This window comes from Rhodococcus indonesiensis (genome assembly GCF_047782815.1).
Taxonomy (GTDB): Bacteria; Actinomycetota; Actinomycetes; order Mycobacteriales; family Mycobacteriaceae; genus Rhodococcus; species Rhodococcus indonesiensis.
Window position 1 is genome coordinate 1,790,894 of the sequence record NZ_CP180630.1, and the last position, 17,500, is coordinate 1,808,393.

15 protein-coding genes are annotated in these 17,500 nt (G+C 67.1%); 5 read left to right on the forward strand and 10 right to left on the reverse strand.

Translation table 11 applies throughout. From position 1 onward, the window contains the following. Positions 1-62: 62 nt before the first annotated feature. From ACM26Y_RS08445 to ACM26Y_RS08460, 4 genes are all read right to left on the reverse strand, one after another. Positions 63-695 (reverse strand): DUF3558 domain-containing protein, encoded by a 633-nt coding sequence (locus tag ACM26Y_RS08445; protein WP_416063178.1) that lies wholly within the window; start codon positions 693-695, stop codon positions 63-65. Further along, positions 692-1,024, reverse strand: a complete 333-nt coding sequence (locus ACM26Y_RS08450; RefSeq protein ID WP_416063179.1) for a hypothetical protein — start codon at positions 1,022-1,024, stop codon at positions 692-694. The genes ACM26Y_RS08445 and ACM26Y_RS08450 overlap by 4 nt, the downstream gene beginning before the upstream one ends. Before the next feature lie 192 nt (positions 1,025-1,216). Further along, positions 1,217-2,008 (reverse strand): HpcH/HpaI aldolase/citrate lyase family protein, encoded by a 792-nt coding sequence (locus tag ACM26Y_RS08455; protein WP_416063180.1) that lies wholly within the window; start codon positions 2,006-2,008, stop codon positions 1,217-1,219. Further along, a complete protein-coding gene (locus ACM26Y_RS08460; protein WP_416063181.1) occupies positions 2,008-3,273 on the reverse strand; it encodes a CaiB/BaiF CoA transferase family protein in 1,266 nt (421 codons plus the stop codon). The genes ACM26Y_RS08455 and ACM26Y_RS08460 overlap by 1 nt, the downstream gene beginning before the upstream one ends. 220 nt (positions 3,274-3,493) lie before the next feature. On the opposite strand from ACM26Y_RS08460, the gene ACM26Y_RS08465 reads away from it, so the two are divergent. Beyond that, positions 3,494-4,414 (forward strand): LysR substrate-binding domain-containing protein, encoded by a 921-nt coding sequence (locus tag ACM26Y_RS08465; RefSeq protein ID WP_416063182.1) that lies wholly within the window; start codon positions 3,494-3,496, stop codon positions 4,412-4,414. 19 nt (positions 4,415-4,433) lie between these two features. Here ACM26Y_RS08465 and ACM26Y_RS08470 read toward each other — a convergent pair whose 3' ends face one another. From ACM26Y_RS08470 to ACM26Y_RS08480, 3 genes are all read right to left on the reverse strand, one after another. Then, positions 4,434-5,291, reverse strand: coding sequence for an HpcH/HpaI aldolase/citrate lyase family protein (locus tag ACM26Y_RS08470; RefSeq protein ID WP_416063183.1), 858 nt, complete (start codon positions 5,289-5,291; stop codon positions 4,434-4,436). Then, a complete protein-coding gene (locus ACM26Y_RS08475; protein ID WP_289379802.1) occupies positions 5,288-6,400 on the reverse strand; it encodes a PrpF domain-containing protein in 1,113 nt (370 codons plus the stop codon). The genes ACM26Y_RS08470 and ACM26Y_RS08475 overlap by 4 nt, the downstream gene beginning before the upstream one ends. Before the next feature lie 206 nt (positions 6,401-6,606). Then, a complete protein-coding gene (locus ACM26Y_RS08480) occupies positions 6,607-8,001 on the reverse strand; it encodes an SLC13 family permease (protein ID WP_416063184.1) in 1,395 nt (464 codons plus the stop codon). A 1,170-nt stretch (positions 8,002-9,171) separates the two neighbouring features. On the opposite strand from ACM26Y_RS08480, the gene ACM26Y_RS08485 reads away from it, so the two are divergent. The 3 genes from ACM26Y_RS08485 (at position 9,172) to ACM26Y_RS08495 (ending at position 11,330) form a co-directional block, all read left to right on the forward strand. Beyond that, positions 9,172-10,047, forward strand: a complete 876-nt coding sequence (locus ACM26Y_RS08485) for a universal stress protein (protein ID WP_416063185.1) — start codon at positions 9,172-9,174, stop codon at positions 10,045-10,047. Positions 10,048-10,282: 235 nt separating this feature from the next. Beyond that, the gene (locus tag ACM26Y_RS08490; RefSeq protein ID WP_416063186.1) at positions 10,283-10,582 is read left to right on the forward strand and encodes a helix-turn-helix transcriptional regulator; all 300 of its coding nucleotides are present in this window, start codon (positions 10,283-10,285) and stop codon (positions 10,580-10,582) included. A 136-nt stretch (positions 10,583-10,718) separates the two neighbouring features. Further along, the gene (locus ACM26Y_RS08495; RefSeq protein WP_416063187.1) at positions 10,719-11,330 is read left to right on the forward strand and encodes a CBS domain-containing protein; all 612 of its coding nucleotides are present in this window, start codon (positions 10,719-10,721) and stop codon (positions 11,328-11,330) included. Between the two features lie 393 nt (positions 11,331-11,723). On the opposite strand, the gene ACM26Y_RS08500 is transcribed toward ACM26Y_RS08495, so the two are convergent. The 3 genes from ACM26Y_RS08500 to ACM26Y_RS08510 all read right to left on the reverse strand — a co-directional run bounded on the left by ACM26Y_RS08500 (position 11,724) and on the right by ACM26Y_RS08510 (position 15,509). Then, a complete protein-coding gene (locus ACM26Y_RS08500; protein WP_416063639.1) occupies positions 11,724-13,442 on the reverse strand; it encodes a plasmid pRiA4b ORF-3 family protein in 1,719 nt (572 codons plus the stop codon). Between the two features lie 130 nt (positions 13,443-13,572). After that, complete coding sequence (locus ACM26Y_RS08505; protein ID WP_416063640.1) at positions 13,573-14,376, reverse strand: replication protein; 804 nt, start codon at positions 14,374-14,376, stop codon at positions 13,573-13,575. Between the two features lie 221 nt (positions 14,377-14,597). Continuing rightward, on the reverse strand, positions 14,598-15,509 hold the full coding sequence (locus ACM26Y_RS08510; RefSeq protein ID WP_416063188.1) for an SDR family oxidoreductase: 912 nt from the start codon (positions 15,507-15,509) through the stop codon (positions 14,598-14,600). 134 nt (positions 15,510-15,643) lie between these two features. On the opposite strand from ACM26Y_RS08510, the gene ACM26Y_RS08515 reads away from it, so the two are divergent. Further along, positions 15,644-17,485, forward strand: coding sequence for a TerD family protein (locus ACM26Y_RS08515; RefSeq protein ID WP_416063189.1), 1,842 nt, complete (start codon positions 15,644-15,646; stop codon positions 17,483-17,485). Positions 17,486-17,500: the final 15 nt, after the last annotated feature.

Consider the following 17,500-nt stretch of genomic DNA (forward strand, 5'->3'; position numbering starts at 1 on the left):
GCTTCAAGCTCGGTATCCGGGCTCGAATCCACGCAGGACTGCGGCCGACTCCGAGGTTGAGATCAGCGGCTGCCGGCCTCGAAGTCGTCGAGGACGGTGACGATGCGCTCGGCGGTGTCTTCGAGTCCGGTGCACCATTGCGCTTCGGGTACGCGGGCGCCGCCCTTGCCGAAGAGAACCTGCGCGAAGATGAGCACACCGTAGGACGTCTCGACACTCAGGCCGCAACGTTCGGGGAGGGACAGGTTGGTCTTCAGCAGTGCGCGTCGGCCCGCGATCTCAGATGGAATGACGTCGTCGCCGTTGTCGGCGGTCTTCTGGAGTTCGATTGCCCAGTCGAAGTTGGCCGATCTCACCGTCAGGGCGTAGGCGGCAACGCCGGGAAACTTCAAGACGCCGTCGTAGGAACAGCCGAGCATCGTGTAGTGCGTCGCCGCGAAATCCGTGTTGTCTTCGGAGTTCGGATCGTAGCCTGCCGCGGCAAGAACGTCGTCGGGGATGTCGAGGCACGGGTCGAAGGCGACGAGAGGTCGGTCGGACTCGTCCACCAGGCGCGGTACTCGTGTCGTTGTGGTTGGGGTACTCGGGACCTCGTCTGTGGATTCCGAGTTGGGGGAGGAGGCAGTGCACGCTGAGAGGGATGCAAGCACAATAAGTGCCCCTGTGATTGCGGCACCGGTACGGCCCGCGGTCACAGCTCGTCCTGGTTCAGGGCGTGCAGGCGGGCGGTCCGGTTGTTTTCGGCCGCCAGAAACCCCTCACCGCCGGCGGCGAACGCTTCTCGCATGCCGCTGAGCACCGCCTCGAATTGTTCCAGTCGTTCGTAGAGCGATTCGGGTGTGCCGCGGGCTTTGCGAACGAAGCCGGCGCGGAGGTCTTCGGCCGACTTGAAGCCCCCGAAACTCGGTGCATCGGTCAGGTCGCTTGCATGGCGTGCTGCGTTGCGAAGTGTCGTCAGCATGGTGTCGCAGATGGCGACGATCTCCTCGATCGTCCGCGGTTCCAAACGAAGTCCCTCGGCCATGAATCCCCCCGGTATCAGTTGGCCCGGGAACTGTAACGCATTCGCTTGCAGGTCACGCGGGATTCTCTTTCGAGAATGGGGTTGAGACGCCTGCGCCCCGACCGAGCTCGCGTGCGATTCGGTCGGGACGATCATGGCAGGCGGCACACGTTCGTGTACTACATGGTGTAGACGGCGCGGAGCATGACGGCATCACGTTCGCGCGGCGTCCAAGATCGTTCGTGCCCGCTCTGCGATGGGGCGATCCACGAATTCACCTCCGGGTAGCCGGACCGCGGCTCCGCCGGCCTTCTCGAATGCGTCGACCACTTCGCGGGCCCAGTCGATGTCGTCCTGTCCCGAAGTGAAGGCTGCATGGATGGCCGTCAGCTGAGCGGGGTGAATTGCGGACTTGCCGAACAGGCCGAGGCTGCGACTGTGGGCGGCCTGCCGGATGAGTCCGTCATTGTCATTGAGGTGGGGGTAGACGCTGTCGATCGGTGGGGCGATGCCGGCGGCGCGCGCGGCGACGACGAGGTGGGATCGCACGTACTGCATCGGTATGTCCCCGTCTCCCGTGCCGAGGTCTTTCTGCAGGTCGATACCACCGAGTGCGAGATGCGTTACCGCGGGGTGATCGGCGATATCGAAGGCATTGGCGACCCCTTTCGCGGTTTCGATGGCGCAGATCAGGGGCTTTCCCGGGGCCCGGGCTGCGACCCAGTGAACGTCGTCGAGCGTTTCGACCTTGGGGATGCGGATGCCGTGTGCCGATGCAGCGACGGCATGCAGATCAGCGGCGGCGAGTCCGCTTCCGGGGGCGTTGATTCGCACCCATGCGGTCCTGGTGGTGACGACGGATGCGACGTTTGCCCTGGCGGTCCGCTTCTCGGAGGGCGGCACCGCGTCCTCGAGATCGAGGATGACGGCGTCGGCGCCGGCGTGGAACACCTTTCCGAGCAGATTCAGGTTGTGGCCAGGCGCGAAGAGGTAGCTGCGGTTCATCAAAGGACGCCCTTCTCGGTGAGTTCGGTCATTCGTTCCTGGTCGATGCCGAGGGTGTCCCGGTAGAACTCCTGGTTGTCCTGCCCGAGACGGCGGCCGGGGAACTTGATCGCACCCGGAGTCCCGAGCATGCGAAGCATGACGTTCTGCATCTTGATCGGGCCGAGGTCTTCGTCGTCGACGGTCGTGATGCAGTCACGGGCGAGGACCTGCGGATCACTCATGAGTTGCGCGACGTCGTAGATGGGTGCGAGCGCGGCGCCGGCCCGTTCGAACTCGGCCGTGACCTCGTGCAGGGGTCTGTCTGCGATCCACTTCGCAACCGCGTCGTCGAGCAGTTCGCCGTTGCGGCTGCGTTCGCCGGCAGAGTCGAACCAGGATTGCTCGACGATGTCAGGTCGGCCCACCAGGCGCATGACCCGCGCGGCGACAGAGGTGGCGCTCGCGGAGACGGCAACCCACCGGCCGTCCTTGGTGAGGTAGGTGTTGCGTGGGGCGTTATTGGGGGAGCGGTTGCCGTTGCGGCCGGCGATGGTGCCGAGTTGGTCGTAGGCGGTGGGCCCGGGGCCGAGAATTCCCAGGAGTGGTTCGAGTAGTGACATGTCGATGACCTGTCCGCGGCCGGCCGAGCCGTTGCGGTGGAGGAGTGCGGTCACCACGCCGAATGCGCCGGCAAGTCCGGCAACGCCGTCGGCGAGTCCGAAGGGCGGCAGCGTCGGTGGGCCGTCCTCCGTCCCGGTTTGGTGGGCAAAGCCACTCATCGCCTCGGCCAGGGTGCCGAATGCGCGGCGCTCGGCGTAGGGTCCGGATTGGCCGAATCCGGTGACGCGGAGCAGGACCAGTCCCGGATTGACGGCATGGAGTCGGTCCGGACCCAACCCCCACTTCTCGAGTACGCCGGGGCGGAAGTTCTCCACCAGCACGTCGGCATCGATCACGAGGTCGCGGAGTATCTGCTGGCCTTCGTCGGTGCTGAGATCGAGAGTGATGCACTTCTTGTTACGGGCGATGACCTTCCACCACAGTCCGTGGCCGTCCTTCCGGGCTCCGTGTGAGCGGGCGGGATCGCCCGAGGGGTGCTCGATCTTGATTACGTCCGCGCCGAAATCACCGAGGAGCATGGCGGTGATCGGTGCGGCGTAGACGGTACTGATGTCGAGGACGCGGAGGCCGTGCAACGGGCCACGTGTCAGAGGAGGGCTGTCGGCTGTGCTCGTGCCGGGGTGGTCGTGGGTCGAGTAGCTGTCGCTCGGGTGTGCAGTCATAAGCTGTCCTCGGATGGTGGGGAAGGTCGATACAGGTGCGGCGCTCTACAGCGGCCGGGGTGCACGAGCGCGGACCGACGGGTGATGCCGGCAGGGTCATGGCGCGACCGAAGAGTCCGTGGCGCCGGGGCCGCCACCTCGAGATTGCCATCCCCCCGGTTCAACTACAATCACGGGCATATCGACAGCAGTTAACTTTGTCTAAAGTCAGGGGTGGCGCGTGCTGGATACGGCCAGGATGTTCACACTGCGCACGGTCGCCGCGCACGGGTCGATCACCGCGGCGGCATCCGCGCTCGGGTATACCACTTCGGCTGTGTCCCAACAGATCGCGAAGCTGGAGAAGGAGGCGGGGCAGCCGCTTCTGGAGCGGCACGCGCGAGGCATCGTGCTGACCGAGGCTGGGCGGTCGGTCCTCCGGCACACCGAACGTATCCTGGTCGAGCTGGAGGCTGCCGAGGCCGAACTCGCGGAGATCAAGGGGCTGCGGGCCGGTGTGCTGGCGATCGGCACCTTTCCCACGGCCGGGTCGTCACTGCTGCCGCTGGTGGTCAAGGAGTTCAAGACGCGGCACCCGGGCGTCGATCTGAAGGTGGTCAGCGGCCGGTTCGCGCAACTGGTCGACGCCCTGCGTCGGCGGGAGACCGAATTGTCGTTGCTGTGGGACTACGAATGGAACCGAGTCGATGACCCTACGTTGACCTACCACCACCTGATGAACGATCCGACCGTGTTGCTGGTGTCGGAACGGCACCGTCTGGCCGACCGCGACTCGATCCGGATCACCGAACTGCGCGACGAGTCGTGGGTGGTACGCGCCGATGATCACCCGGTTGCCCAGACACTCGAAAAGCTCTGTAATCAAGGTGGTTTCATGCCTCGGACGAGTGTGTTCGCGCACGACTACGGTGAGGTACAGGCGATGGTGGCCGTCGAGCTCGGTGTGGCCATCGCGCCGCGCCTGGCCGTGCTCAACCTCCGGCCCGACGTCCGGTCGATTCCCCTCGCGACCCGCCCGCCGCAGCGGCGCATCCTGGTCGCGCATCTGACCGAGCGGCGGCTGAGCCCGGCCGCGCAGGAAGGAATCGCGGTGTGCACTGCCGCCGCCCGCCTACTGCAGGAGGGATTCGAGGCCGGATAGGGGCCCGGAAGGACGCCTGTCAGTTCCGGCAGATGCCGAACGCGTCGGCGAGGCGGGTGATCTGCTCGGCCCGCCCGAGGCGGGGTAGGTCGCTGCCGTCGCGGATGATGCGGCCGCGGGCTTCGAAATCGGCCAGGAACTGCCGCGCCCAGGTGACATCCGACGGTGTAGGGCTGATGGCCGCGTTGATCACCTGCAGCTGATCGGTGTCCAGGCACAGCTTTCCGGTAAGGCCGAGGGAGACGGTCACGGCGGACTGTTCGCGCAACACGGTGTGGCGGTTGCTGAGGGTGGGGCCGTCGATCGGTCCGGGCAGCCGGCCGACCCGGCTGGCGACCACCAGTCGGGAGCGGGGGTACGCCATGGCGAGGTCGTCGGCGCTCGTGCCGGTGTCCCGGCGATAGTCACCGCTGCCGAAGGCGAGCCGGAACACGCCGCGGGCGCGGGCGATAGCACCGGCCTGCTCGATGCCGAGGGCGGATTCGACCAGGGCAAGGACTGGGGTGCCTCCGCCGAGTCGGTCGAAGGTTTCGGTGATATGTTCTGCCGTTTCGGTTTTCGCGAGTATTACGCCCGCCAGTCCGGGAAGGCCGGCGAGTCGATCGACGTCGTCGCTCCAGTACTTCGAGGACCGGTCGTTGATCCGGACCCAGGCCGAGGAGCGTTCGAGCCAGACGGCAACGTCCTCGCGTGCCGAGGACTTCCGTTGCGGATCGACTGCGTCCTCGATGTCGAGGACGATCTGATCGGCGCATGAACGTTCGGCCTGGTCGAACAAGTCGATCCGGCTGCCGTTGACCAACAGCCAGGAGCGGGCGATCCGCGCGTCGATTGTCCGGGGTGCGATCGTGGCGTTCTCGGGCGTTCGGACCTTCACCGTGCCAACCCGACCAGTGCGGGCGCCGGGCCGGTGACGAAGAGTTCCGCCACTGCGATGCGTCGGGCCGCCCGGTGCAAGGTGACCGCTTCGAGGATACCGTCGGGCGAGGTGGTGAGGTCGACGTCGAGGACCCCGGCGGGCGTCCCTATCCGTAGCGATCCGGGCCACCGGACCCGTGTGTTGTGGGTGACGACGCCACCGGTCACGGTGGACGCCGCGGCTACGGCGACAGCGGACGTCAGTCCGATTGCGGGGTGCGGGGCAAGCATCGACAGCATCCGGACGGAGATGTCGTAGTCGTCTTCGTCGATGTCGACGCCCGTGCTGGTGCGGTAGTCCACCGGGGGGCCGACGACGCCAACCTTGGGGATCGCGTGTGTGACCGGGTCTCCCGGTTTGCTCAGTCCCATCCGCAACGATGATTCCCGTCGCAGCCGGAGAAGCAGCGGCAGGTGTTCGGCGATGGTCCGATTGTCTTCTGCGCCGGTCAGTCCGAGGTCGGCGGCGTCGAACAACGCCGCCGGAGCGCCAGCGGCGACCATCGTGGCGCGGTACGTGTGGTTCTCGATCGAAATCTGTTCGGCGGCTGAGCCGGTGGGCAGCAGTGTGGCTGTATCGGCAGCGAGACCGGCGAAGGTGAGGCCAACCGGGACGCCCAGCGCGCTGGTGCCTGGCACGGCCGCGTCACCCTCGGTGGGGATCATTCCGCCCGGGGTCGCGATCTCGGCAGTGAGGATTGCGCCGGTGTTCTGGTTGCGCATTCGCACGGTCGTCACCGCGGAGTCGACCGGAACGAAGCCGGATTGCAGCGCATACAGCCCGATCGCGGTGGCGCAGTTTCCGCAGTTGCTGCCCCATTCGACCCGCCGGTCACCGATCGCGACCTGGGCGAACAGGTAGTCGACGTCGATGCCGGACTCGCTGGAGCGGCGCACGATTGCCGCCTTCGACGTGGTCGAGCTGCCGCCCCCGACACCATCGAGCTGGCGCGGATCGCCGGAGCCGAACGCGGAGGTCAAGATGGCATCCAGCCCACCTGCCTGGGGGATGAGGGGATCGACGTCCACGGCGTTGAACAGCCAGCACTTGCTGGTGCCTCCCCGCATCCAGGTTCCACGGAGTGTGAACACGGTCGGCCCACCTTTCGGGTTGGAAGAGTGTGTGAGGCACCGCTGGAGGCTCCGATCGGATAGGGAGCGTAGGTGCCAGCGGTGTCCCACCACCCACCCTGACCGAGATCAGGGTGGAGAACAATGGCGGATTTCTCGATGAGGGTTAACTCGAGCTAAACCCTCGGGGGTGCGTCGACGCGTCAGGCCAGGGCTGGGACGGCCACCAGCAGCAGCCAGCACAGCATCGGCGCGATCGCGACCACGATGCCCGCGTTCAGCAGCAGCTGGCGGTAGAACCGGGGGCGTTCGATGTTCTGGGCGTTGGCGAGGACGAGCGCGCCGTTGGTCGAGAAGGGAGATACGTCGACCACGGTGGCCGAGATGGCGAGGGCCGCCACGACGCCGACGACCGGGAGGGCTCCGGTCTGCAGCAGCGGAAGCGCGAGCGGGATGACAGCGGTGAGCAGTGCGGTCGACGAGGCGAACGCCGAGGTGACGCCGATGACGTAGCAGAGCACGACGGCGACCAGCAGTGGGGCCCCGATGGTGATCGCCATCTCCGCGAGATGGTCGAGCGTGCCGATCTCCTCCATGAGGGAGACATAGGTGACCATGCCCGCCACGAGCAGCACCGTGGACCAGCTGATACCGGCGATGGCCTCACTCTGCTTGGACAGGTCGGTGAAGGCGAGGATCGCACCGGCGGCGATGGCGACGAAGCTGATCGGCATGTGCAGCACCAGCACCAGCACCAGCACCGCGGCGATCAGGACGAGGGTGAGCTTCTGGACGGCGGTGACTGGCTGTCGGGCAGGTTCGGTGACGATCTCGGTGCGTGGGGTCCGGACGAGGACCTGGGTGCCGGTTCCCCCGGACGAGCCGCCGAACGGGGCCGTGCCAGGTCCCGCGACGGGAGTGCGGCGAGGGCTCTCACTACCGTCGAAGTCGAAGTCGTCACTCGAGCCGGTAGCGGTGAATTCGAGGTTCCGCATCCGGGCGAGAACGGCATAGCCGATCACGGTCAGGACCGAGAGCAGCAGGTTGATGCCGTAGCTGGCGAAGAACAGGGTCCACGGGGCGATCGTCAACCCACTCGATTCGACGATGTCGCGGACGAGGACGCCCGAGACCGAGATCGGCGAGAATGCTCCGGCGTGTGCGCCGTTGATGGTCATGATGCCCATCACCAGCGGGCTCATCCGGGTACGAGCTGCGAACGACATCGCCGCCGGCGTGATCAAGGCGACCGCCGCCGGGCTGAACGTGCCCAAGGCCGTGAGTACCGAGGCGCAGAAGAAGAACACCCAGGGAACGATCGTCACTCGACCGCGGACGCTGCGTATGCAGGTGTGGACGAGGAGATCGATGGTCCCGTTCTTCTTCGCCATGCCGAAGAAGTAGGTGACGCCGATGATCGTCAGCACGATCGAACTGGGGAACTCGGCGAGGATCTCCTTGTCGTCGTAGCCGAGGAGGAACGCCCCCACGACGAACGCGCCGATGAACCCCAGTATGCCGATGTTGATGGGGAAGAAGGTGGCGATGACGAACATTGCCACCAATGCGATCAGTGGCAGTATCTCGATGGAAGTCATGAGCGTTCTTTCGGTTCACCGCGAGGCGGATCGAACGGCGCCCGATCGGCAGTTGCGAACGGGCGTGGATACGGGCGGGTCAAGCGAGGCGGAACGTGTCTTGCTGTCGCAGTCCACGTCGCACGAGGCGTTCCCGCAGGGTGCCGGAAGAGTGACTATTTGCATGTCACATCCTTCGCTTGACCATTACCTACATCACATTAGAAGCGGCCCGTATTCATGACAATGTCGAATCGCTACGGTGGGCTTTAGCTGAACTGAAGGCTCACCCGGAGGGGTGAGGCGCAACCCGTTCGATGTGGTGACCCTGTTCCTGCTTCTCGACATCGCTGAGGCCGGATCAGTGGAGACTGCGTCGGCCGTGACGGCGTGTGAATGGCGAAAGCGATTCCCGTAGTAAGAGAATCGAGATTCTTGACGTCACGATGACCCATCTACGCAGAGGCACTTTCAGTGCAATCATCGGACACCTTCACGGGTGGGTCCGCGATGTTCTGTCGACGGCGGGTTGACGGCTCGCTCACGAGCCGTGGCCGAGACCCGGGCTGATGAACTCGACGTAGCACTGGCGACCGACTGCCCGAACCGACGTGCGTGGTGATCGAAGAGGCCGGGCCCAGCAGGAGTGCATAGCCCGACCCGGGGGGCGTGTGTCGTCGTACCGCAGCTGCAGCTCGATCGACCCCTACCGAGTCGGAACCCGGATGCTCGTGGGTCTTTGCCGACGTGCCACGCAAGCAATCTGCACTGACGCCTGACATGAACTCGTATTGTGGAAATAGAGTTCGTGATATACGGTTCTTGTTAGCAGGTGGTAGGCACCATCGGAGCGGAGATGGCGGTGCGGGTCGAGAGCGCGATATGCCGCTTGCACGCATGGAGGCTGGTGCAGGCGCTGCCCTGCATCGGCGACAGTGGCCGACCGATCGACCGGCCGCCTCGTGACGTCCCTTCGGAGATGCCACGCACAGAGCTTGACGCCCTGACGACGGGCGCGGTGCCGACTGCGCCCGCGCCCGTCGTCGCCGTCACGACCACCTGCGACCTCGATGTGATGAGCCGGCCCGAGCTGCTGAGCGTCCCTCGCTGGATGCGCGACGCAGCCGGGGCTGGAGTTCCCGACGTCCAGCGAAGTTCAGCAAACTCGACACACGTTGAAAGAGGTGCACTGTGCAGGTAAGTGCAATCGTGGGATACGACGGCTCACCGGCCGCCAACGCTGCGATCGAAGCCGGCGCGTCGCTGTTTCCGAACGCACGCGGATGGGTCACGTACCTGTGGGGCCCGCCGTTTGCCAGCGCCAAGGTGCGCCGACGCCTGCGTGCCTGCGCTCGTGACGTCGACGAACTGGTCGAGATGGTGGAGCACGAGGGCGAGCAGGAGGCTCACCGCCTCGTGGCTGTGGGCGTGACGCTGGCCCGCACCGCCGGATGGGAAGCCGAACCGCTGTTGAGACGAACATTCGGGAACGAGGGCCTGCGCATCGCGCAGGTTGCCGACGAGCTGCAGACCGACCTGGTGCTCGTCGGGTCTCGTGGACTGGGCGGAACCCAGGCGGTGCTGGGCAGCGTGTCCGACATGGTGGTGCACTATGCCTCTCGGCCCGTCCTCGTCGTCCCGTATCCGATGCTGGCCGCCGAGCACGCCGCCCTGGCCGAGGGTCCGGTAGCCGTGGGCTGGGACGGCTCTGCAGGTGCCGAAACAGCATTCGCGGCGGCCGCCCGCCTCTTCCCGGAGCGAGACGTGTTGCTCGTTTCCGTCGACGAAGGTGGCGACACCGCGCTCCCGGCTGCCTCGGCGTCCACCGGCCGAAAAGTCCTGCAATTGAAGGTCGACCGCGCCCGGGGTTTCCACGCTCGCACCATCTACGACGCACTGATCGGTTCTGCGCGCGAGCACAATGCGGCCGTCGTGGTTGTCGGATCGCGGGGACGATCCGCGGCACGGGAGATACTTCTCGGCAGCGTGGCGATGGGCACCTTGCACCACTCTCATCGACCTGTCCTGGTGGTGCCGAGCGAATGGGAGGCTCCGCCGGAATCCTGATCGAACTGCAATGGACCCGGCGCACGTGGTCTTCACGCCGGATCCACCGAAGAATCGGCGATCGACCATCGTCGGGAGCCATGCGACTGGCGGACGGCCGCCACGCTGCGGAATCGACCATCGCGCTGCATCGACAGGTTCCCAATCTCGATGCGACGGCATCGTCGCCGTCACTACCCCGAACCTTCCGTCCCGAACGTCAATACGTGAATTGCATCGGACCTATGGTGAAGGCATGACTTCGAGCACATCCGACGGCCCCTCGCGTCGGCACTGGACCTTTCTGACCAATCACACGCACGTGCTGCTGTGCCTGACCGAGGGCACGGAGTCGACGGTGCGCGAACTCGCCCGCCGGGTCGACATCACCGAACGGGCGGTGCAGATGATCCTCGCCGATCTGGTCGAGGAGGGCTATGTCACCAAGACCCGCGTCGGCCGCCGCAACACCTATGCCGTGAATCCGGAAGGCCGACTCCGTCATCCGCTCGAGTCCCACCACACCGTCGGAGACCTTCTGGCGGCGCTGCGCTGACCGCGCCTCCGGACTCCCCGGGCAGGGCTGCGCTGCAATCCGCGGACGAGACTCTATACGTGATTTACATTTCGTGCTTTACTTTTCCTATATAGTTTCGTCGATCCGGGTCCTGCACCCGGGAACGAGGTGACCCATGCGAGTACGCGATGTGATGCACCGGCCGGTCGCCACCGTCCACCAGGGAGTGCCTGTGACCGAGGCTGCCGTCCCGTTGGCCGAGCAGGGGTACGCCGCCCTGCCGGTCCTCGACGACCAGGACCGCCTCGTCGGGATCCTCACAAGCGGTGATGTGCTGCGCGGCACGATGTCCGAGGACACACGGACGGTGGCCGAGGTGATGACTGCCCCCGTCGTGGCGGTCGCGGCGTACCAGGACCTGGCCGACGCCAGTCGGTTGTTGCTGAGCCGGGGACTGCGCAGCATCCCGGTCGTCGAGGACGACGGGCACGTGGTGGGCATCGTCTCTCGCGGGGACCTGCTGCGGCTGTTGCTCAAGCCCGACGAGGCCATCGGCGTCAGCGTCCAGCGCCGCCTCGACGACTACACCGGCACCCGACGCTGGCGTGCCGAGGTGTCGGGCGGCCGCGTCACCATCCGAGGCCCGTTCGCCGACGAATCCGAACGCCGCATCGCGATCGCCCTGGCCCGCACCGTGCCGGGCACCCGCAGCGCCACCACCGCTGCACCCCGACAGACCGACGACGATCCCTGCGAGGCGGCGAGCTGGAGTTTCGACGATGCCTGAATCGCAAGGGGTTTCCCGCTCGGCGCCGCGTGGTCGTCGGTGTCGCAGCGTACTCGTCCCTCGACCTGCTCAGAAAATCCGTCGGTGAACCGCACCGGCCTCGAGGGTGACGGATCTCGGCCGTGACGGCCGGGCGGGTGCGCTCCGTCCAGCGCCGGATCGGCGGACAACGGCGGGCTCGACGACCCTGCCTCGTCGCTCCGGGCATCGCATCGAACGCCGAGACGAGATTGCGGGATGCATCGAAGCCACTGCCGGTATCCGGCGCAAAGAGGTCGGCCCTCCGCGCAACCCGACGCAGTCACTGGCAGCGAATTCGCACGGGTCGGATGCGAACCCGGAGGCAATTCCGTTCGTCAGGCTCCGCAACCGCAGCAGCCGTGCGAACTGGAGCTACCCGAACAGCGAGCGCAACTGGCCGTTGACCTCGTCCGCGTCGAACCACTCCGAGTCGACACGCTCACCCGCGCGCAAACCCAGCCACTGCCGCACCTCGTCGTGCCGTTCGTGGCTCGGGTCGTCGGCTGCCGACAGCATGTCCGACCAGCCCCACGTGCCGCCGGAGTCCTCGGCCGGTGCCAGGCCGTGCCCGTCGACGCAGGCAGCGCGCGGCGCTTCGGCATCGAAGTCGGCGACGGACTCGACGACGATGTCGTGCGTCCACCCGTCGCCGTAGTCGTACAGGTAGGTCAGGGTGGCGCCCACCTTCGGCAGCACCGTCCCGATGGTCACCGTGCCCTCGTCGACGACCTCGTCCTGACCGTTCGCGAGCTCGTCGTCGACCTGATCGTCGGGCACGTACACGCGACCCCGGGTGAACGGCTCGCCCTTCGTGAACTGGTGCAGGTGGTAGTCCTCCCAGGCGAAGCAGCTCTGGATGACGAAGTGCAGATGCAGCAGACTCAGGGAGTTGTCGACCACCACCCGTCGCCACACCGCAGGCTCGCTGTCGCGCAACGAGATTCGCAGGGTGCACCGCGCGGGTGGGTGGATGGCGACGGGTGTCGCGTCGCCGAGGAGGATGCGCACGGCGGCCCGCACGGCAGGACGGAGCGGTGTCGGCACGCGGTAGCCGTCCGCGTCGTCGAGGATGCCATCGGCGACGAGGTCGTCGAGGCGGTCGACGAGCATGCTGCCGAGAAAGCTCGGTTCGACCGGCATGCCGGGGAACAGCACGGACAGCGCGTTCAGGCGTTCCTCGGGGGCGGACGGCAGCGGGTGCTCACCGAGACCGGCGGACAGGACGGCGGCGGTCGCCGCGTCGAGGGCAGAATGGAACGCTTCGAGGCGCCCCTCCCCACGCCGGCCGAGGGCGACGATGAGGGAATGCGTCACCGCGTCCCGGCACAGGGCGAGGTACTCGTCCGGATTCCGGTCCGGATCCCGCCACACCGGCGCGGCAGGACCGGGCTTGACGACGGTCCTGCCGATCGAGATCAAGTCCACCATGGCCGCAACGACCCAGGTCTGTTCCAGCACGGGAAGATCCCACATCGACTGGATCTTGCGCGGTGCCAGATCCTCGCGCTTGCCGCCGACAGCGTCGAAGGCCTCCATGACCAGGGCGCGCTTCAGCGCTCCGGTCGCGGTCACGGGCCGGCGCTCACCGATCCAGCCGAGCAGGGCGTCGAGCCGTGCGACGACCGGCAGGGCCGTCAATGCGGCACGTTCGGTCCCGGGCTCGATCGACGGCTCGTCGACCGGTGGGAAGGACGCGAGCTTCGATTCGATGTACGACACGAGCGTGGACAGGCCGTACCCGAGGTCCTCGTCGGCGCCGGTCCACCGGTTCGTCGCCTCGAGGAACCGCAGGAAGGCGATGACATCCCCGGCGATGTGCGCCCGCGTCTCGTCGTCGTCCTCGACCAGGTCACTGGTCAGCACACGCTCGAGCAGGTGGTCCACGTCGCGGCTGCGCCAGTGTGTGGCCGAGAATCCCTTGCTTGCCCGCGACAGTGCGTCGACCGCGTTCGCAACGCTCACCACGATCTGCTCCACCCGGTTCGGTGGGCAGATGGCGTTCTCCACCAGCCACCCGGCGAAGTCCGGCGCCAACGCGCGATACCGCTCCTTCGGTGTGCCCGCCGGGCGGCGACGCTCGGCCAACGACACGACGTTGTCGGGCAGCGGCTGAGAGGAGGATCCGTGACTCGACCCTGAGCGCTTGCGGGACATGGGCCTCCGACCTCGGTGGTCACGGAACAGGTCCCGCAGATGCTACCGGCTCGCCGCCGACGGATGCTCACGCGGCGAGCGGGTGGTCGGGTGCGTCGACGCGACGGCACGGGCACCGCACGGCGCGGCCGTGCGGGTCGTCGGGCAACCAGCCGTACTCGTCGCACCGGCCGCATCGGGGCGGCAGGGGAGAGCGGGGCAGGGGCAGCGATTGCCACAGCGGGATCCATGAGTGCGCGAAGCGCGTCGGATTGTTCGGTCGATGCGTCGATCGTGCCGCGGCGACCAGGGACGGGATTCCGTGGGAGTCGATCAGCGCGACGATCTGGGAGCGCGCCGCGGTGGGCAGATAGTCGAACGTCGCCGTCAGACCGGCGGCGCGGCACGCGGTCGCCAGCTCGCCGATCTGCTTTTTCTCCGGAATGCTGCTCACCCCCTGCTGCCGCGCAGGAGGTGCCGTCGGCTCGGCGGCCGGTGAGGGGTTGGTTTCAGTCTCTTGGTCCTCAGTACTTTGTTCAGCGCCGGGTTCTCCGGTGTCCGGTTCGCCGGGGTTCGGATTTCCAGGCCCCGGCTGGGGCCGGACCGGTACTTCGTAGACGGTCTGGACGGTGATCCACTGGCCGTGCTCGTTCTGGCGACGCTCGGTGACGAGGTGGCCGTGCGCAGCCAGTTCCCGCATCGCGGACCTGATGGCGTCGCGGCCCTCGGTCGGTGATTCCGCGGCGATCGCGTCGGAGCGGATGCGCCAGTCGGTCGGCTTCGACAGCAGCCAGATCAAGACCGCCCGGGCGCGGAAGGAGAGGTCCTTGTTGCCGATCGTCTCGTTGCGGACGACGGTGTAGTTGCTCGTCGGGCGCGGCGCGCGGCGCACGCCTCCGACGCAGGTATCCTTACCCACGTTCGACTCCATTCCAGTCGGACATCCGGCCCGTCGGGAGTTGCCGCTCCTGGCGGGCCTTCTTCAGTTGTGACCCTCGCGGGCGCGGGGGATGACACATCGTGGCACCGTGCTGCGGACGCGTCAATCAATTCTGCGTCCTGACGTGGAATACGTTGTGGCCGAGTGGCAGTCGTAGTCTCGGCGTGTCGCGCTCACCGATATCCGGTCGGATCCGCGGGCAGACCGGGATCTTGAACCTCCACCATGTACCGCCAGCAGTCGGGCTGCGACCCGTCCACGTCGGTGAAGCCGTACTCGCGCGCCAGGCCACCCGACGAGAACGAGCCTCCGTTGCGGCGATGGACGTCCGGATCCGCGGCCAGCGCCGCGACGGCCCGCCCGACGAACCTTGGCGACTCCGATATCGCGACGAAATGTGGCACGGCGGCGTCGCGCCAGTTCTCCTCGCTGACCCCGAAGTGCTCGAGCATCATCTCCGACCGCATCCATCCGGGCGTCAGCGCGACGGCCGTGCACCCGTGCGGCGCCAGCTCCTTCGCCTGGGAGAACGCGAGCCGGAGCATTGCGGACTTGACCAGGTCGTAGAACACCGAGAGCCGAAAGTTCTTCGCGTTGTATTCGGCAGTGCCGTCGGTCATCTCGACGACGAGCCCGCCCGGGTTCCGGATCAGCAGCGGCAGCGCGAAGTGGCTGGTGATTAGGTGCGTATCGACCGAGAGATGCACCATGCGCAGTCCGCCCGCGAGGTCATGCTCCCACAGCGGGGTTTCCCACTCGATGAGTTTCTCGCCGCCCCAGATGTCGTTGACGAGGACATCGAGGCGGCCCTGCTCGTCGTCGATGCGCTGCACGAGACGTCGCACCTGCTCGGGATCGAGGTGGTCGACGGCGACAGGGATGCCGACCCCACCCGCGGCCGTCACCAGCTCGGCGGTCTCCTCGATGGTCTCCGGCCGGTCGTACTCCGAGCGGCGCTCGCGGGTGGTGCGGCCGGTGCAGTAGACCGTCGCGCCGGCCTCACCGAGCGCGATTGCGGTGCCGCGGCCGGCGCCGCGGGTGGCGCCGGCGACCAGGGCGATTTTGCCTGTGAGTGGCTGTGCCATGGCTGGAACGGTACTGCCCGCAGCAGTCGGAAGGCAGCCGCACTCGGCGTGGCGCGGTCGGCGGTGTCGTGAGCATCAGTCACTATGTTCGAGTGCCGGTGGGGCCGGCAGCAGAACACTCGGAGGTAGAGCAGGTGCAGGTGATCGACACGCTGTCGCACGCGTCGGGTTCGCGGACGCTGCCGAAGGGTCATCGCTGGGTGGTCGTCGACGTCGAGACCTCCGGCCTGCGCGCCTATGCGCATCGGGTGCTCAGCGTCGCCGCGCTGGTGTTGCGGGAGGACGGCAGCGTCGAGCAGGAGTACTCGACGCTCGTCGATCCGGGTTGCGATCCCGGCCCGGTTCACGTGCACCGGTTGACGCGCGAACGGCTCGCCGGTGCTCCGCGCTTCGAGCAGATCGCCGGTGAGCTCGCCGAGGTGCTGGCCGGCGGGACGATCGTCGCCCACAACGCGGCCTTCGACTACGGATTCCTCGACGCCGAGTTTCGGCGCGCTGGAGCGGAGATCCCGGTCAAACACCGGCTGTGCACTCTCGCCCTGTCGAGGCGGCTCGAGTTGGACGTGGCCGATCACAAGCTCTCCACCCTGGCCTCGCACTGGCAGGTCCAGCAGTTGCTTGAGCACGACGCCTACGACGACGCCCGCGTCCTCAGCGAGGTCTTCGTGCGCAGCGCCTCGCTCGCCGAGAGCCTGCAGCTCCCGCTGCCAGTGGTCGACTGCCTCAGCCGCAGGTCGGCGTACCCGGACTCCGTGCCGCGGGTGCTCTGCGAGTGGAAGAATCCCGGGCGGCTGTCGCTGGACGTCGGTCTGGTGCAGGGAATGAAGGTGGTGATCACCGGCCACACCACGACGCCCCGGGTCCCGCTCGCCGGCCGCATGACCGACGCCGGCCTCGACGTGATGAACTCCGTCAGCCGCCAGACGAGCGTGGTCGTGTGCAACGACCCCGGCGTGCAGACGGGCAAAATTCGCAAGGCGATGGCCGAGGGCATCCCCGTCGTCACCGAGCGCCAGCTCGAGGACATGCTCACCCGAGTGTTGCCCGGCGAACCGAAGACGCGTCCCGTGGTCGAGGTGGCCGCGGCCCCTGCCGAGCCGGTGATCGAACCTCCGCCGGAGCCGGAGACTGCTGAGTCCGTTGTTCCGAGTCTGCCGGAGCGGATGCTCACGGGTCAGAAGCCGAAGCTGTGGCAGGGTCGGCGAGTGCTGCTCCTCGGCGGTACCCATCTCGACGCCGTGCTCATGCGTTCGCGTCTCGTCCAGCTCGGTGCACGCCCGTCGCTCAACCTCACCGCCGCGGTCACGGACGTGCTGATGCTCGAAGGTGGCGACAGCGACCGGCGCATGCCACGCATCACCGCGCGGGAGCTCCCTGTTCTGACCAAGACGGACGTCAGCGCCGCGGTGGAGAAGGGCGTCGTGCCGTCGCACATGCGGATCGAGTCTCGCATCTCAGCGCCGGCGCTCGCACGAGGCGAGGTCATCGACCTGCCGGCCCGGAAGATGTCGTGGACGGTCAATGTCGCCTGGCGCGCCGAGACCGACGAATTCGACGTCGACGTCGTCGCCTTCCTGCTGGGGGACGACGAAAAGGTCGACAGCGACGACGACTTCGTCTTCTACAACAACCCCACTGCCGAGGACGGCGCGATCGAGCTGTCCATCGACGGCAGCAGCGAACAGAGCGTACGGCTCGGTCTTGCCGCACTGCCCGACGAATGCGCGCGCATCGCGATCGCCGCAGCCATCGACGGCGAACGCACCTTCGGGGAACTGGGTGCGGTGTCGGTGAGCGTGGACGGTGAGGACGGCACGGCGGCGACGTTCGTGCTTGACGCCGGGACCACCGAACGGACAATGGTCCTCACCGAGATCTATCGGCGGGCGGGGAAGTGGCGGCTGCGCGCGGTGGGGCAGGGGTACGACGACGACCTTCGCGGGCTCGTCGCGCTCTACGGCGTGGACGCCGAGTAGGTCGCCCGGACTGGT

Excerpts from the sequence above, each read along its gene's own strand:
- ACM26Y_RS08490 (WP_416063186.1), top strand. The coding sequence starts at position 10,283 with ATGACTTCGAGCACATCCGACGGCCCCTCGCGTCGGCACTGGACCTTT.
- ACM26Y_RS08510 (WP_416063188.1), bottom strand. The coding sequence starts at position 15,509 with ATGGCACAGCCACTCACAGGCAAAATCGCCCTGGTCGCCGGCGCCACC.
- ACM26Y_RS08450 (WP_416063179.1), bottom strand. The coding sequence starts at position 1,024 with ATGGCCGAGGGACTTCGTTTGGAACCGCGGACGATCGAGGAGATCGTC.
- ACM26Y_RS08475 (WP_289379802.1), bottom strand. The coding sequence starts at position 6,400 with ATGCGGGGAGGCACCAGCAAGTGCTGGCTGTTCAACGCCGTGGACGTC.
- ACM26Y_RS08480 (WP_416063184.1), bottom strand. The coding sequence starts at position 8,001 with ATGACTTCCATCGAGATACTGCCACTGATCGCATTGGTGGCAATGTTC.
- ACM26Y_RS08460 (WP_416063181.1), bottom strand. The coding sequence starts at position 3,273 with ATGACTGCACACCCGAGCGACAGCTACTCGACCCACGACCACCCCGGC.
- ACM26Y_RS08455 (WP_416063180.1), bottom strand. The coding sequence starts at position 2,008 with ATGAACCGCAGCTACCTCTTCGCGCCTGGCCACAACCTGAATCTGCTC.
- ACM26Y_RS08495 (WP_416063187.1), top strand. The coding sequence starts at position 10,719 with ATGCGAGTACGCGATGTGATGCACCGGCCGGTCGCCACCGTCCACCAG.